Source organism: Haloarchaeobius baliensis, assembly GCF_052060055.1.
Taxonomy (GTDB): Archaea; Halobacteriota; Halobacteria; order Halobacteriales; family Natrialbaceae; genus Haloarchaeobius; species Haloarchaeobius baliensis.
In genome coordinates, this window is record NZ_JBPPFR010000001.1 from 351,882 (window position 1) to 366,261 (window position 14,380).

General features: G+C 67.1%; 13 protein-coding genes and 1 pseudogene. 10 read left to right on the plus strand and 4 right to left on the minus strand.

The window, feature by feature from the left end; all coding sequences use genetic code 11:
* Positions 1–127: 127 nt before the first annotated feature.
* From ACSG06_RS01740 to ACSG06_RS01750, 3 genes are all read right to left on the minus strand, one after another.
* Entirely contained in the window at positions 128–1,084 is a 957-nt protein-coding gene (locus ACSG06_RS01740) for an electron transfer flavoprotein subunit alpha/FixB family protein (RefSeq protein ID WP_440988538.1), read from the minus strand.
* A complete protein-coding gene (locus ACSG06_RS01745) occupies positions 1,081–1,878 on the minus strand; it encodes an electron transfer flavoprotein subunit beta/FixA family protein (RefSeq protein ID WP_440988539.1) in 798 nt (265 codons plus the stop codon). Before ACSG06_RS01745 ends, ACSG06_RS01740 begins: the two co-directional genes overlap by 4 nt.
* A gap of 80 nt (positions 1,879–1,958) precedes the next feature.
* Positions 1,959–3,260, minus strand: coding sequence for a helix-turn-helix transcriptional regulator (locus ACSG06_RS01750; protein WP_440988540.1), 1,302 nt, complete (start codon positions 3,258–3,260; stop codon positions 1,959–1,961).
* Between the two features lie 165 nt (positions 3,261–3,425).
* On the opposite strand from ACSG06_RS01750, the gene ACSG06_RS01755 reads away from it, so the two are divergent.
* Both ACSG06_RS01755 and ACSG06_RS01760 read left to right on the plus strand, forming a co-directional pair.
* Positions 3,426–4,670, plus strand: coding sequence for a DUF7096 domain-containing protein (locus ACSG06_RS01755; RefSeq protein WP_440988541.1), 1,245 nt, complete (start codon positions 3,426–3,428; stop codon positions 4,668–4,670).
* Between the two features lie 52 nt (positions 4,671–4,722).
* Positions 4,723–5,517: a type IV pilin domain-containing protein gene (locus ACSG06_RS01760; protein WP_440988542.1), complete on the plus strand. Its 795-nt coding sequence runs from the start codon at positions 4,723–4,725 to the stop codon at positions 5,515–5,517.
* On the opposite strand, the pseudogene ACSG06_RS01765 reads toward ACSG06_RS01760, so the two are convergent.
* A pseudogene (locus ACSG06_RS01765) lies at positions 5,475–6,095 on the minus strand (methyltransferase domain-containing protein); the annotation flags it as partial. The gene ACSG06_RS01760 and the pseudogene ACSG06_RS01765 sit on opposite strands and share 43 nt — an antisense overlap.
* A 123-nt stretch (positions 6,096–6,218) precedes the next feature.
* Here ACSG06_RS01765 and ahaH point away from each other — a divergent pair.
* From ahaH to ACSG06_RS01805, 8 genes are all read left to right on the plus strand, one after another.
* Complete coding sequence (gene ahaH, locus ACSG06_RS01770; protein ID WP_440988543.1) at positions 6,219–6,551, plus strand: ATP synthase archaeal subunit H; 333 nt, start codon at positions 6,219–6,221, stop codon at positions 6,549–6,551.
* Positions 6,538–8,727 (plus strand): V-type ATP synthase subunit I, encoded by a 2,190-nt coding sequence (locus tag ACSG06_RS01775; protein WP_440988544.1) that lies wholly within the window; start codon positions 6,538–6,540, stop codon positions 8,725–8,727. The genes ahaH and ACSG06_RS01775 overlap by 14 nt, the downstream gene beginning before the upstream one ends.
* A 244-nt stretch (positions 8,728–8,971) precedes the next feature.
* The gene (locus ACSG06_RS01780) at positions 8,972–9,202 is read left to right on the plus strand and encodes an ATP synthase subunit C-like protein (RefSeq protein ID WP_440990284.1); all 231 of its coding nucleotides are present in this window, start codon (positions 8,972–8,974) and stop codon (positions 9,200–9,202) included.
* Positions 9,203–9,221: 19 nt separating this feature from the next.
* Positions 9,222–9,806, plus strand: a complete 585-nt coding sequence (locus tag ACSG06_RS01785; protein WP_440988545.1) for a V-type ATP synthase subunit E — start codon at positions 9,222–9,224, stop codon at positions 9,804–9,806.
* The gene (locus ACSG06_RS01790; protein WP_440988546.1) at positions 9,803–10,864 is read left to right on the plus strand and encodes a V-type ATP synthase subunit C; all 1,062 of its coding nucleotides are present in this window, start codon (positions 9,803–9,805) and stop codon (positions 10,862–10,864) included. Before ACSG06_RS01785 ends, ACSG06_RS01790 begins: the two co-directional genes overlap by 4 nt.
* Positions 10,861–11,184 (plus strand): V-type ATP synthase subunit F, encoded by a 324-nt coding sequence (locus ACSG06_RS01795; protein WP_440988547.1) that lies wholly within the window; start codon positions 10,861–10,863, stop codon positions 11,182–11,184. The genes ACSG06_RS01790 and ACSG06_RS01795 overlap by 4 nt, the downstream gene beginning before the upstream one ends.
* Before the next feature lie 3 nt (positions 11,185–11,187).
* Positions 11,188–12,957: an ATP synthase subunit A gene (locus ACSG06_RS01800; RefSeq protein ID WP_440988548.1), complete on the plus strand. Its 1,770-nt coding sequence runs from the start codon at positions 11,188–11,190 to the stop codon at positions 12,955–12,957.
* 2 nt (positions 12,958–12,959) lie between these two features.
* The gene (locus ACSG06_RS01805; protein ID WP_440988549.1) at positions 12,960–14,372 is read left to right on the plus strand and encodes an ATP synthase subunit B; all 1,413 of its coding nucleotides are present in this window, start codon (positions 12,960–12,962) and stop codon (positions 14,370–14,372) included.
* Positions 14,373–14,380 lie beyond the last annotated feature (8 nt).

Here is a 14,380-nt window from a genome sequence, read left to right on the forward strand (position 1 = left end):
AAATGTTGTTCTGCAGAAACATTATCGGCGCTTCTCGTAGAAAACAGGCTCCGGGTCGAGCTGCGACCATGCCGGTCCGGCTCGGGACTCTGGCGAAAGAACGGCGGTCGTGGGTCCGACGTCGACGCTACTGGAACTCCTCGATGAGCGCGGGCACGACGTCGAACAGGTCGTCGACGATGCCGTAGTCCGCGATGTCGTAGATGGGCGCGTTCGGGTCGGTGTTGATGGCGACGATGGTGTCGCTGCCCTTCATGCCGGCGACGTGCTGGACCGCCCCCGAGATGCCGATGGCGATGTACACGTCGGGCGTGACGACCTTCCCGGACTGTCCGACCTGCCGGTTCTTCGGCAGCCAGCCGGCGTCGACGATGGGGCGCGAGGACGACAGCGTCGCGTCGAGTGCGTCCGCGAGGTCGCGCACGAGGTCGAGGTTCTCCTCCTCCTCGATACCACGGCCGACGGAGACGAGCACGTCCGCCTCGCTGATGTCGACGTCGCCGCCGCCGACCTCCTCGAAGCCGGTGACGGTCGATCTGACCGCGGACTCGTCGACGTCGGCTTCGAACGCCTCCACGGCCGCGTCGCCGGTCTCCTCGGTCATCGGCCACTCGGCACCGCGGATGGAGACGGCGACCTGGTCCGCCTCGACCTCGGTCGTCGTCTCGACCTTCCCGCTGTACATCTCGCGGGTCGCCGTCAGGGTCGTCCCGTCGGCGGCGAGGCCGACCGCGTCGCTGACGTACGCGAGGTCCAGCCGGTTCGCGACGGCGGGCGCGTAGTCCAGCCCGTTGACCGAGTTCGGCATGAGCAGGAACTGCGGCGCCACTGCGTCGAACAGCTGCGTGACGACCTGCGTGTACACGTCGTGGTTGAACTCCTCGCCGTTCTCGACGGTGTGGACCGTGTCGACGCCGTCGAGCTTGAGCTGCTCGCCGAAGCGCTCCGTGTCGCCGGAGATGACGGCGACGTGGAGGTCACCGCCGGTCTCGTTCGCCAGCTCGCGGCCCGCGGTGACGAGCTCGAACGAGACGTCGCGGAGCTCGCCGCGCCGGTGGTCGGCGATGGCCAGGACGTCGGTCATTGTGCACCCACCCCCTTCTCGCGGAGCAGGTCAGCGAGCTGTCCCGCCTCCTCCTCGGGGCCGCCCTCGAAGTACGTCGCGTCGCTCTCCGTCTCGGGTTCGTACATGTCGGTGAGTGTCAGGTCGTTCTCGACGGCCGCGGCGTCGAGGCCGAGGTCGCCGAGCGTCTTCGGTGCGATCTCCTTGCGCTGTGCCTGCCGGATGCCACGCAGGCTGGCGTAGCGCGGCTCGTTGATACCGGTCTGGATGGTCAGGACCGCCGGGAGCTCGACGTCGGTGAGTTCCTCGACGCCGCCCTCCAGCTCGCGCCGGACCGACGCCGTGCCGGACTCGACGGAGTCCTGGTCGAGCGCGTTCACGACCGCTGCCCACTCGAAGCCGAGCGCGTCGGCCAGCGAGACGCCGGTCGCGCCGAAGCCGTCGTCGTCGGCCTGGACGCCGGAGAGGACGAGGTCGGGGTCCTCCTCCTCGACGACCTGTTCGAGGATGGCGGTCTTCGCACCGACGTCGAGCAGGTCCGCTCCCTCGAGCGCGTCGTCCCAGACGCGGACTGCACGGTCCGCACCCTTCGCGAGTGCCATCCGGATGGTCTCCTCGGCCCGCTCCGGGCCGATGGTCACGGCGACGACTTCGTCGGCGATGCCGGCCTCCTGGAGCTGGACGGCCTCCTCGACGGCGTAGTCGTCCCACTCGTTGAGGTCGTATTCGAGGTACGTCTCGTCGATGGACGTGCCCGCGATCTGGAACTCGTCCTCGACGGCGGCCACCTCCTTGACGGTCACGAGAACTTTCATCGTCAGGAGCTAACGCTGCCCCCTACGTAAATGGTTACGAAACCGCCTGTCCGCTGAGAACCGTTTCTGCGGCCGCGCGCTCAGGGCTCGTCGTCGAACTCGCCGATGCTCTCGCCGGGGAGCGTGATGAGGTTCTCGCGACCGATGCGGAGCTTCCGTATCTCCTCGTCATCGGCCATCCCGGACAGCAGCTGTGACACCTTCGCGTTCGACCAGCCGGTCTCCTTGACGATGTTCGCCTGCTTCATCCGCCCGCCGTTGTCGTCGAGCAGTCGGAGCACCCGCTCCTCGTCAGAGAGCAGCTCCTCGTCGATCTCGTCGGTCTCGTCGGCTTCCTCGGTCTCGTCTGGCTCGTCGTCGGCCGCCGCGCCCGCCGCGCCTGCAGTCGCTCCGGCTGCCTCCTCGGTGGGGACGGAACCGGTAGCGCCGCCGTCGCTCGTCGGCCCGTGGCCGCCGTTCGGCGCCGGGCTCGGACCGGTTTCGCCCGGCTCCTGTGACTGCTGTTTCGCGAACATGTACGCGCCACCGGCCGCGGCGACGACGAGCAGACCGACGAGCCCAGCGACCAGGAACGGGGACAGCCCTTCGTCCTCCGGGTTCGGACCGTCCGGCGTGTTGGTGTTCGTGGGTGCGAGCTCGAAGTACGTCGCCTCGAGGTATCCCGGTTCGAACCGCACCGGACCGTCCCACACCAGCGTCCCGTCGTCCGGGCCCTTGTCGTCGGGGGAGTCGCGGATGCCGTAGTTCGTCGGGCTGTTCAGGACGAACCGCTGGCCGTCGTACAGCCGGTTGAACCACGTCTCGTTCGCCGTCCCGAACGCGTCACCGACGACGATGGTGTTGCCCTGCACCGTCGCGAAGTTCGTCCAGACGAACGAGTAGGTGAGCTCCCCGACGTAGGTCGTCGTCCCGTTCTCGGTCCCGTTGGCGGTCGTCGTCGGCGATGTCGTCGTCTCCGCTGGTGAGGCGCGCTCCTGGATCCGAACGTCCTCCCAGCCGGCACCTTCGATGGTCATCTCACGGTCGGTCCACCCCTGTGCCTGCTCGGCGAACCGCTGGAACACCTGCGGTGAGAACCCGATGTCGGCGGTGCCCGACGAGACGTCATCCCCGAACCGCTGGAAGGCCTCCGTCTCGTTCGAGGAGTTCAGCAGGTAGAGATAGGTTATGGACCAGCGGGCGTCACCGGATGCCGTCACGTTCACCTCGAAGACGGTGTGGGGGTCCGCCTTCTCGAACGGGAGGGACTCCGTCGTCTGCGTGGTGGACCGGTCGCTCTGTTCGACGACCGGGACGGCACCGCCGCTCGGCGCGCCGACCACCGGGGCGACGACGAGCGAGAGCACGAGGAGGGCGACAGCGAACGCGGAGAGTGACCGCATACGACTGCACGTGGAGGCTCATAGGAAAAAACGCTTTCCATCCTGATAAAACGTCAGACGGCGTTATGAAACGTCTCATGCGTTCTCACGTCTCGTCGCCGTCTGAGTGTCCCCTAAGCATCCAGGTCGACCACTTTTTGTATCCCCACCGTGTACGTGCCGGCGATGACGCGTCTCACGCTCGCCCTCCTCCTCACCCTCCTCGCCATCGCGCCCTTCGCGTCGGTGGCCGGCGTCGGCGACGCCGCCTCCCCGCTCGCGCCCGACGACGGCGGGGACGCACCCGTGACGACCGCCGAGCAGACCGGCACGGTCGTCACGATCCAGGCGAACAATACCACACGACGACTCGAGCTCGCGTCGGCCGACCGCACGAACTACTCGACCCCCGGGATGGACCTCGCGAGCACCGCCGCCGTGGCCGGCCAGCGGCTCGACCAGGGGCTCCGCTTCGAGTACCTCTCGGTCCGCGTCGAACAGGTCGGCTCCGCGGAACGACGGCAAGCCATCGCCGACGCGGAGGTCGCGCGGCTCAACCAGGCCATCACGGAGCTCCGGGACCGGGAGTGGGCGGTCCTCCGGGAGTACGGAGACGGCGAGATCTCCGAACGGGAGCTGCTTCACCGTCTCGCCGTGATCCACTCGAGTGCGGAGAACATCGAGTCGGCTGCGACACGCCTCGAGGAAGACGGTGCCGACTTCAACGCGGACGACCTCCGACGTCGGGCGGCCGAACTCCAGACACCGATCCGGGAACAGGTCGGTGACACAGTGACGGGCTCCGCGGCCACCTCGTTCCGAGTCCACGTGCGCGGATCCGAGGAGGGCCTCGTGTTGCAGGCCCTGTCGGAGTCCCGCTTCAGCCGTGACTACTACCGGGAGGCTGTCCGGTTCGACAACCATCAGGACGGGCCGAACACGTTCAGCCTGAACGAGTTCCTCGACCTGCTCACCACCCGATACCCGTACGCCACGACGTTCGACGCAGACCTCGACGAGACGACGGACGGCACGAACGTCTACGTCAACTCCCACGACCAGGGCGACATCCGGCTCTACAACGACGGCCGCACCGAGGGTGTCTACCGCGAGTACCAGTCGCTCCGGCTGAGCGACCTCCCGCGCGGCGGCACGGAGACCGTGACGGAGAACGGGACAACGGTGGCCGTCCAGCTGACGCCGAACGGCGGCCCGGCGAAGGTCGTCACCACGAACGCCCTCACCGGCAACACCGTCTCCGCGTCCGTGCTGGTCGACGGCGAGCGCGTCGGGCAGACCGGCTCCGGCGGGAGTCTCTGGATACTCCAGCCGTCCCCGGGGTACACGGTCACCGTCCAGACGCCCGACGGGACGATCTCGCTGGACGTCGAACGGGAGGGGACGACGACCAACACCACCGCCTCGGCCTGAGGCGCTCCCGTCCGGCCTGCCCTTCTTATCGGATGCCGCACCCAGACCGGGCGTGCTCGCCGCCCGTGCCGTCAGTCCGGTCGTCGGAATCGTCCTCCTGCTCGCACTCACGATCGTGGCGTCGAGCGTCGTCGCCGTCGGCACGCTCGACCTCGCGTCCGAGCAGACGGCACCACCACGGGCGACGTTCGACGCGACGGCGGACCCCACGACGGGGCGGATCACGATCACACACCGCGGCGGCGGGGCCGTCGACGTGGACGAGCTGCGGCTCGTCGTCACGGTCGACGGCGAGGAACTGCGCCACCAGCCACCGGTACCGTTCTTCTCCGCGCGCGGGTTCGTCTCCGGGCCGACCGGGCCCTTCAACGTGGCGGCCGACCAGCGCTGGACCGCGGGCGAGACGGCGAGCTTCACCGTCGCGGGGACGAACGAGCCGACCGTCTCCCGCGGAGCCGTCGTCGCCGTCACGGTCGTCGTCGGCGGACAGGTCGTCGCCCACGTACGGGCGATTCCGGTAGAAGGAACACGGCACGCACCGGTCGAGCGTCCCGGGTATCGGTCCTCTCAGTCGGTGGTCTCGTCGGGTTCGACGCTCTCGGCCCCGCCGTCTCGGTCGCCGGCCACGTCGGGCGTGACCTCGTCGTCGGGGTCGACGTTCTCGGCACCGCCGTCTCGGTCGCCGGCCACGTCGGGCGTGACCTCGTCGTCGGGGTCGACGCTCTCGGCACCGCCGTCTCGGTCGCCGACCACCCCGGGCTCGGTCTCGTCCGTCGGGCTACCGGCGTCGGGCTCCTGGTCGCCGGGCACGCGCGCGACGGTCGTGATGGCGACGTCGGGGTCGTAGCTCGGTCCCATCAGTCGATGCCGGACGTCCTCGAGGCCCGCCTGGGTGAACATCCTGTCCGCCTCCTCCTCGTCGTAGAACAGCATGATCGCGTCGGCGACCTTCTGCATGATGGTCGTCTTCGGGTAGTTCGGACCGACGACGAGGATCTGCCCGCCGGGCTTGACGACACGCCGGAACTCCCGGAGCGCCCGGACCGGGTTCGGCCAGTACTCGATGGAGCCCGACGACCAGATGACGTCGAAGCTGTCCGTCGCGAACGGGAGTCGCTCGGCGTCGCCCAGGTGGAAGTGGACGGGGCCGGTGCGCCCGAACTTGGCGAACGCCTTCTCGAGCTGGTGTGGCGACTGGTCGAGCCCCCAGACCTCCTCGACGTTCTCGTGGGCGAGCAGCCCCTCCGTCGCGAAGCCGGTGCCACAGCCGACGTCGAGGATACGGTCGCCCTCCTGGATGTCGAGCATCCCGATGGCCTCGGTCCGCATCTCCTCGTTCCAGATGAACGGGTTGATCTTGTCGTACACCTGCGAGAGATACTTGTAGAACAGGCGCGCCCGCGCTTTGTTTTCGAGGATACCCATTGGCCGGGGCTTGGGAACGTCGGCACAAAGTTCTGTCGTGACGACGCGAATCGGCCGTCGAGGGGTCCGACACCTTTCGCAACTACCTTATAGGCGCTGTGTAAACTCTCGACTGTTCAATCTATGCCGAGGCCAGAGGTTCTCGAACAAATAAAGGAGGCCGAGACGGCGGCCGACGAGATCGTCGCCGAGGCGGAGGCCGACCGCGACGAACGTATCGCCGAGGCTCGAAAGCGCGCCGACGAGATCCGCCAGGAGGCGGAGGAGGAGGCACGAGAGCTCGAAGAACAACGGCTCGAAGAGGCCAGAGAGGAAATCGAGGCCGAACGCGAGCAGATCCTCGAGGAGGGCGAGACCGAGCGCGAGGAGCTTCGCGCCCGCGCCGACGGTCGCGTCGACGATGTGGTCGCGTACGTCCTCGAGACCTTCCAGGAGGAGGTACATGCTCAGACCTGAGAAGATGAGCAAGGTCTCGGTGACGGGGTCCAAGGCGGTCATGGACCCGGTCATCGAGACGGTACACGACCTCAACCGGGTCCACCTGAGCGACTACGACGGCTCCTGGGAGGGGTTCGACAACGGGGCGCCCCGTTCGGACGCCGACGACGCGTCCGAGAAGCTCGTGACGGTCCGCTCGCTCGAGAGCATCCTCGACGTCGACGAGGACGATGCGGGACCGAGCCGCATCGTCACCGACGAGGCGCTCGAGGAGGAGCTCGAGGATATCCGCACCGAGGCCAACGAGCTCGACGACCGCCGGAACGACGTCGAGGCCGAACTCCGCGAGGTCGAAGAGGAGATCGACGCTGTCGAGCCGTTCACGACGCTCGGCGTGCCGCTGGACCTGCTCTCGGGCTACGACACGCTGCACGTCGCCGTCGGTCAGGGCGACCCGGCCGCCGTGCGGGCCGCCCTCGACGACTCGAAGGCGATCCGCGCGTTCGACGTCGAGACCGGTGACGAGCTCGTCGCCGTCTTCGCGTACCCCGAGTCGAACGCACGCGAGAGCATCCTCGACGACCTGCTCGTGCAGGCGAGCTTCACGCGCACGGACGTCCCCGACGCAGCGGGCGACGCCGCGGAGTACATCGAGGAGCTCCGCCACCGCAAGCAGCAGCTCGAGTCGAAGCTCTCGACCATCGAGGACGAGATCGACGACCTGCGCCTCGACGCCGCCGGCTTCCTGCTGGCCGCCGAGGAGCGCCTCACCATCGACGTCCAGAAGTCGGAGGCGCCGCTCCAGTTCGCGACGACGGAGAGCGCCTTCGTCGCCGAGGGCTGGATTCCGACCGAGGAGGTCGACCACCTGAAGGCCGAGCTCGCCGACGCGGTCGGGAACCGCGTCGACGTCGACGAGATCGAGCGTGCGAAGTACCGCGACGGTCACGCGACGGACACCGAGCACGTCGCTCACGAGGACGAGAGCTCCGGGAAGGCGGCCGCGACCGACGGTGGCGTCGTCACGATGAACGACTCGCCGCCGACGATGATGGAGAACTCGGAGCCAGCCGAGCCGTTCGAGCTCCTGACGAAGATGGTCGGACTCCCGAGCTACGACGAGCTCGACCCGACCTTCTTCATCATGCTGACGTTCCCGGCGTTCTTCGGGTTCATGATCGGGGACCTCGGCTACGGTCTCCTCTACGCCGGTGCCGGCTTCTTCCTGTACAGCCGGTTCGACAGCGACGCTATCCGCGCGCTCGGTGGCATCGGCATGTGGGCCGGTGCGTTCACCATGCTGTTCGGCGTGCTGTACGGCGAGTTATTCGGACTGCACGTCGTCGGCGAGGTGCTGTTCAACGGTAGCCCGCCGATGCACAAGGGCCTCCAGCCCGCCTACGCGCGGTACGCTCAGACCTGGCTGTTCGTCAGCGTGCTCGCGGGGCTGGCACACATGACGCTCGGGTACTTCTCGGGCGTGGTCAACCACATCAGCCACGGCATCGAGGAGGTCATCTACGACGACCTCTCGTGGCTCACGATGATGCTGGGCCTCTGGCTCGCCATCCTCAGCAAGGCCGCAGAGGGTATCAAGCCGGCGTTCCTGTTCAACACGCTCGGCGGTGAGGGCGCAGCATACGAACTCGGCTACACCGGTCTGCCAGAGTGGGCAGCCTTCGTCGGGCTCGGGATGTTCGCATTGGGCCTCGTCGTGATGACCTACGGCGAGTTCCAGCACATGGGCGCACCCGGCCTGGTGGTCGGTCCACTCGAGAGCGTGAACGTCCTCGTCAACGTGCTCTCGTACTTCCGGCTCGCGGCCGTGCTCCTGGCGAAGGCAGGGATGGCGTTCGTCGTCAACCTGCTCTTCTTCGGCGCCTGGGAGGACAGCAAGGGTGGCTGGCACTTCGGGACCGGCGGCATGCCGAGCCAGCCGGGCATCGAGTACCACCACTACGAGGTCGCCGACATCATGTTCGGCGGGCTGCTCCACGGCGGCATCGCGATGGCGCTCATCGGCGTCGTCATCCTCGTCGTGGGTCACTTCGCCGTGCTCATGCTGGGCATCACCAGCGCCGGCCTGCAGGGGATCCGTCTCGAGTACGTCGAGTTCTTCGACAAGTTCTACGACGGTGACGGTCGCCCCTTCGACCCGTTCGGCTACGAGCGCGAGTTCACGACCGAGGACTGATCCTCGGCTTTTATCACGATTCTTCCTGTTCTTCGGCGGCGATAGCCGCGGTACAATCGAAACTATAATCCCCCTGGAACCCGCCAATCAGGGTTTAGAACGGCGATATCGGCGGTTTCTTTTGGGAAGTTTTATGAAGGCCGTAGGGTGAAGTACCACCTGTTCGGAGGTACACGAAATCATGTTCGAAGCTCTCGCCGACGCCGGTATGCTCACAATGGATAGTGTCGCAAACTCCCTGCCGATGCAGCAGGAGGTACTCAACGGGAACGCCCAGCCCGCGCTCACCCAGAAGGGTGCCGCCGCGATCGGTATCGGCCTCGCAGCCATCGGTGCAGGGTACGCCGAGCGTGGCATCGGTGCAGCCGCCGTCGGCGCACTCGCCGAGGACTCCATCAGTACGGGTATCGCCGTCTTCCTGACGGTCCTGCCGGAGACCCTGGCGATCTTCGCGCTCGTCGCGCTCTTCGTCTAAACCGTTCCCCCTTCTTACAATGACCTTGGAAACAGTCGTTGAGGACATACGAGAGGAAGCCCGCGCGCGTGCGGAGGAAATCCGCGAAGAGGGCGAGGCGGAGGCCGAGTCGCTGGTCGAGGCGGCGGAGGCGGACGCCGAGGAGACCCTCGAGGAGGCGAAGCGCCGGGCGGAACGGAACGTGGCACAGGAGCGCGAACGCGAGCTGTCGAGCGCGAAGCTCGAGGCCAAGCAGATGCGCCTCGAGGCGCGCCGGGACGTGCTCGAGTCGGTCCGTGACGACGTCGAGGCGGCCATCGTCGACCTCGACGGCGAGGATCGCGAGGAGCTGACCCGCGCGCTGCTCGACGACGCGGCCGACGAGTTCGAGGACGCCGACGCCGTCCTCGTCCACGGTCGCGCCGACGACCAGGAGCTCGTCGAGGGGATTCTCGCCGACTACGACGGCTACGAGTGGGCCGGCGAGTACGACTGCCTCGGCGGCGTGGTCGTCGAGAGCGAGGAGAGCCGCCTCCGGGTCAACAACACGTTCGACTCGGTGGTCGAGGACGTCTGGGAGGACGAACTCAAGGAAATCAGCACCCGACTGTTCGACGAGCAATGAGCAAGAGCGACAGCGGTTCCAATCCGGAGTACGTCAACGCCCGGGTCAGAGCGCGTCGTGCGAAGCTCTACGACGACGAGGACTACCGCAAGCTCGTCCGCATGGGGACCGGTGAGATCGCCCGCTACATGGAGGAGTCCGAGTACGAGACCGAGATGAACGCACTCGGCTCCCGCTACAGCGGCGTCGACCTCATCGAGTACGCCCTGAACCGCAACCTCGCGAAGCACTTCGAGGACATCCTCGACTGGTCGGGCGGCCGCATCTACGACCAGCTCGCGGCGTACCTGCGCAAGTTCGACGCGTGGAACCTGAAGACGGTGCTGCGCGGCGTCTACGCCGGTTCGGAGCGCGAGGAGATCGAGGCCGACTTCATCCGCGCCGGGGAGTTCGACGACGAGTTCCTCGGTCGGCTGCTCGAGGCCCAGGACATCGAGGGTATCGTCGAGCTCTGCTCGGGGACCATCTTCGGCCCCGGTCTCGAGGACGGACTCGAGGTGTACCAGGAGTCGGAGGTCCTCGTGCCGCTCGAGAACGCCGTCGACCGCGCGTTCTACGAGCAGCTGCTCAGCGAGGTCGGTACGGTGACCGACGTCGACAGCCCGGCAGCGCTCTACCTGGAGTTCCTCCAGGCGGAGATCGACTTCCGGAACGTCCGGAACGCACTTCGGCTGTCGCGCAGCGGGGCCGACATCGACCCCACGGAGTACTTCATCGAGGGCGGACGGCTGTTCGACGCGGACGAACTGACCCAGCTGGTGACGAACACCGACGAGCTGGTCGCACGGATCCGCGACAGCACGTACGGCGACGACCTGTCGACTGCGCTCAACGAGCTCGAGGAGGCAGAGAGCCTCATCGGGTTCGAGAACGCGCTCGACGCGGCGCTGCAGGAGTACGCAGACCACTTCTCGAACTCGTTCCCGATATCGATCACGCCGGTCCTCGCGTACATCATCGCGAAGGAGCGGGAGATCGACAACATCCGCGCCATCGCACGTGGCAAGGAGGCGGGACTGAACGAGGAGGAGATCGAAGCGGAGCTGGTCACGATATGAGCCAGGAGATAGCCGTCATCGGCAGTCCGGAGTTCACCACCGGCTTCCGGCTGGCCGGCGTTCGGAAGTTCGAGAACGTCACGGCCGACGAGAAGTCGGACGAGCTGGACGACGCCGTGCGGTCGGTCGCGCGGGACCAGGAGGTCGGCATCGTCGTGATGCACGCCGAGGACCTCGACTACCTCTCGCGCGAACCCCGCGGCATCGTCGACACGAGCGTCGAGCCGACGTTCGTGACCGTCGGTGGTGAGGCCGGCAGCAGCGGGCTGCGCGAACAGATCAAGCGAGCCATCGGAATCGACCTGATGGAGGAAGACTGATACATGAGCCAAGCAACAGATTCGGAGGCCGTTCGCGAGGACGGCGTCATCGAGAGCGTGAGCGGTCCGGTCGTGACCGCCACGGACCTCGGGGCCAAGATGAACGACGTCGTCTACGTCGGTGACGAGGGCCTGATGGGCGAGGTCATCGAGATCGAAGGGAACCTGTCCACGATTCAGGTGTACGAGGAGACCTCGGCGGTCGCGCCGGGCGAACCCGTCGAGAACACGGGCGAGCCGCTCTCCGTGGACCTCGGTCCGGGCATGCTGGACACCATCTACGACGGCGTCCAGCGCCCGCTCGACGTCCTGCAGGAGAAGATGGACTCTGCGTTCCTCGACCGCGGTGTCGACGCACCGGGTATCGACCTGGAGAAGACCTGGGAGTTCGACCCGGTCGTCGAGGAGGGCGACGAGGTCGAGCCCGGCGACGTGCTCGGCATCGTCGAGGAGACCATCACCATCGACCACAAGGTCATGGTGCCGCCGGACTACGAGGGCGGCGAGGTCGCGTCCATCGAGGCCGGCAACTACAACGTCGAGGAGACGGTCGTCGAACTCGCCAACGGCGAGGAGATCCAGATGCGCCAGGAGTGGCCCGTCCGGTCCCCGCGCCCGAGCGAGGACAAGCAGACGCCGACGACCCCGCTCGTCTCCGGACAGCGCATCCTCGACGGCCTGTTCCCGCTCGCGAAGGGCGGGACGGCCGCGATTCCGGGCCCGTTCGGCTCCGGGAAGACGGTCACCCAGCAGAGCCTGGCGAAGTTCGCCGACGCGGACATCGTCGTCTACATCGGCTGTGGCGAGCGCGGCAACGAGATGACCGAGGTCATCGACGACTTCCCGGAGCTGCCCGACCCGCAGACCGGGAACCCGCTGATGGCCCGGACCTGCCTCATCGCGAACACGTCGAACATGCCGGTGGCGGCGCGTGAGTCCTGTGTGTACACGGGCATCACCATCGCCGAGTTCTACCGCGACATGGGCTACGACGTCGCGCTGATGGCCGACTCCACCTCGCGGTGGGCAGAGGCCATGCGCGAGATCTCCTCCCGACTGGAGGAGATGCCCGGTGAGGAGGGCTACCCCGCGTACCTGGCCGCGCGCCTCTCGCAGTTCTACGAGCGGGCCGGCTACTTCGAGAACATCAACGGCACCGAGGGCTCCATCTCGGTCATCGGGGCGGTCTCGCCGCCGGGCGGCGACTTCTCCGAGCCGGTCACCCAGAACACGCTGCGCATCGTGAAGACGTTCTGGGCGCTGGACGCCGACCTCGCGGAACGGCGTCACTTCCCCGCCATCAACTGGAACGAGTCGTACTCGCTGTACCAGGACCAGCTCGACCCCTGGTACCGAGAGAACGTCGCCGAGGACTACCCCGAGGTGCGCCAGTGGGCGGTCGACACGCTCGACGAGGAGGGCGAACTGCAGGAGATCGTCCAGCTCGTCGGCAAGGACGCGCTGCCGGAGGACCAGCAGCTCACGCTCGAGGTCGCGCGCTACCTGCGCGAGGCGTGGCTCCAGCAGAACGCGTTCATCGAGGTCGACCAGTACTGCCCGCCGGAGAAGACCTACGGCATCCTCACGGCGATCAAGCACTTCAACGACGAGGCGTTCGAGGCGCTCGACGCCGGCGTGCCCGTCGAGGAGATCCAGAACATCGACGCGGCACCGCAGCTGAACCGCATCGCAACGACTGAGGACGACGAGGCCGAGGAGTTCATCGAGGACCTCGAAGCCGACATCACGGAGCAGCTCCGGGAGCTGTACTAACAATGAAGGAGTATCAGACAATCACGGAGATCAGCGGTCCGCTGGTGTTCGCCGAAGTCGACGAGTCCATCGGCTACGACGAGATCGTCGAGATAGAGACGCCGAGCGGCGACATCAAGCGCGGCCAGATCCTCGAATCCAGCAGCGGCCTCGTGGCCATCCAGGTGTTCGAGGGGACCGAGGGTATCGACACGAACTCGTCCGTCCGCTTCATGGGCGAGACGATGAAGATGCCCGTCACCGAGGACCTCCTCGGGCGGGTGCTCGACGGCTCCGGCAACCCCATCGACGGCGGCCCGGACATCGTCCCCGACGAGCGTCGGGACATCGTCGGTGCGGCGATCAACCCGTACGCACGGGAGTACCCCGAGGAGTTCATCCAGACGGGTATCTCCGGCATCGACGGCATGAACACGCTCGTTCGCGGCCAGAAGCTGCCGATCTTCTCGGCATCCGGCCTGCCGCACAACGACCTCGCACTCCAGATCGCCCGTCAGGCGACGGTGCCGGAGGAGGACGAGGGCGACGAGGGCGACGACGAGGGATCGGAGTTCGCAGTCGTCTTCGGCGCGATGGGTATCACCGCCGAGGAGGCGAACGAGTTCATGGCCGACTTCGAGCGCACCGGTGCGCTGGAGCGGTCTGTCGTCTTCATGAACCTCGCGGACGACCCCGCAGTCGAGCGGACGGTCACGCCGCGGCTGGCCCTGACGACCGCGGAGTACCTCGCCTTCGACAAGGGGTACCACGTGCTCGTCATCCTGACGGACATGACCAACTACTGTGAGGCGCTGCGCGAGATCGGTGCGGCCCGCGAGGAGGTGCCGGGTCGCCGTGGCTACCCCGGCTACATGTACACCGACCTGGCGCAGCTGTACGAGCGCGCCGGCCGCCTGAAGGGCGTCGAGGGCTCCATCACGCAGATCCCCATCCTCACGATGCCGGGTGACGACGACACGCACCCGATCCCGGACCTGACCGGCTACATCACCGAGGGCCAGATCATGATGGACCGCGACCTGGAGAGCCAGGGTCTGAAGCCGCCGATCAACGTCCTGCCCAGCCTCTCCCGGCTGATGGACGACGGTATCGGCGAGGGGCTCACCCGTGCGGACCACGGTGGGGTCTCCGACCAGCTCTACGCGGCGTACGCGGAGGGCCAGGACCTGCGCGACCTCGTGAACATCGTCGGTCGCGAGGCGCTGTCCGAGCGTGACAACAAGTACCTCGACTTCGCCGACCGGTTCGAGGCGGAGTTCATCGACCAGGGCTTCGACACGAACCGCAGCATCGACGAGACGCTGAACATCGGCTGGGACCTCCTCTCGACGCTCCCGAAGACGGAGCTCAACCGTGTCGACGAGGAGCTCATCGAGGAGTACTACCAGGAAGACGCCGAGGCCGTCGAGGCCTGAACCCGGGA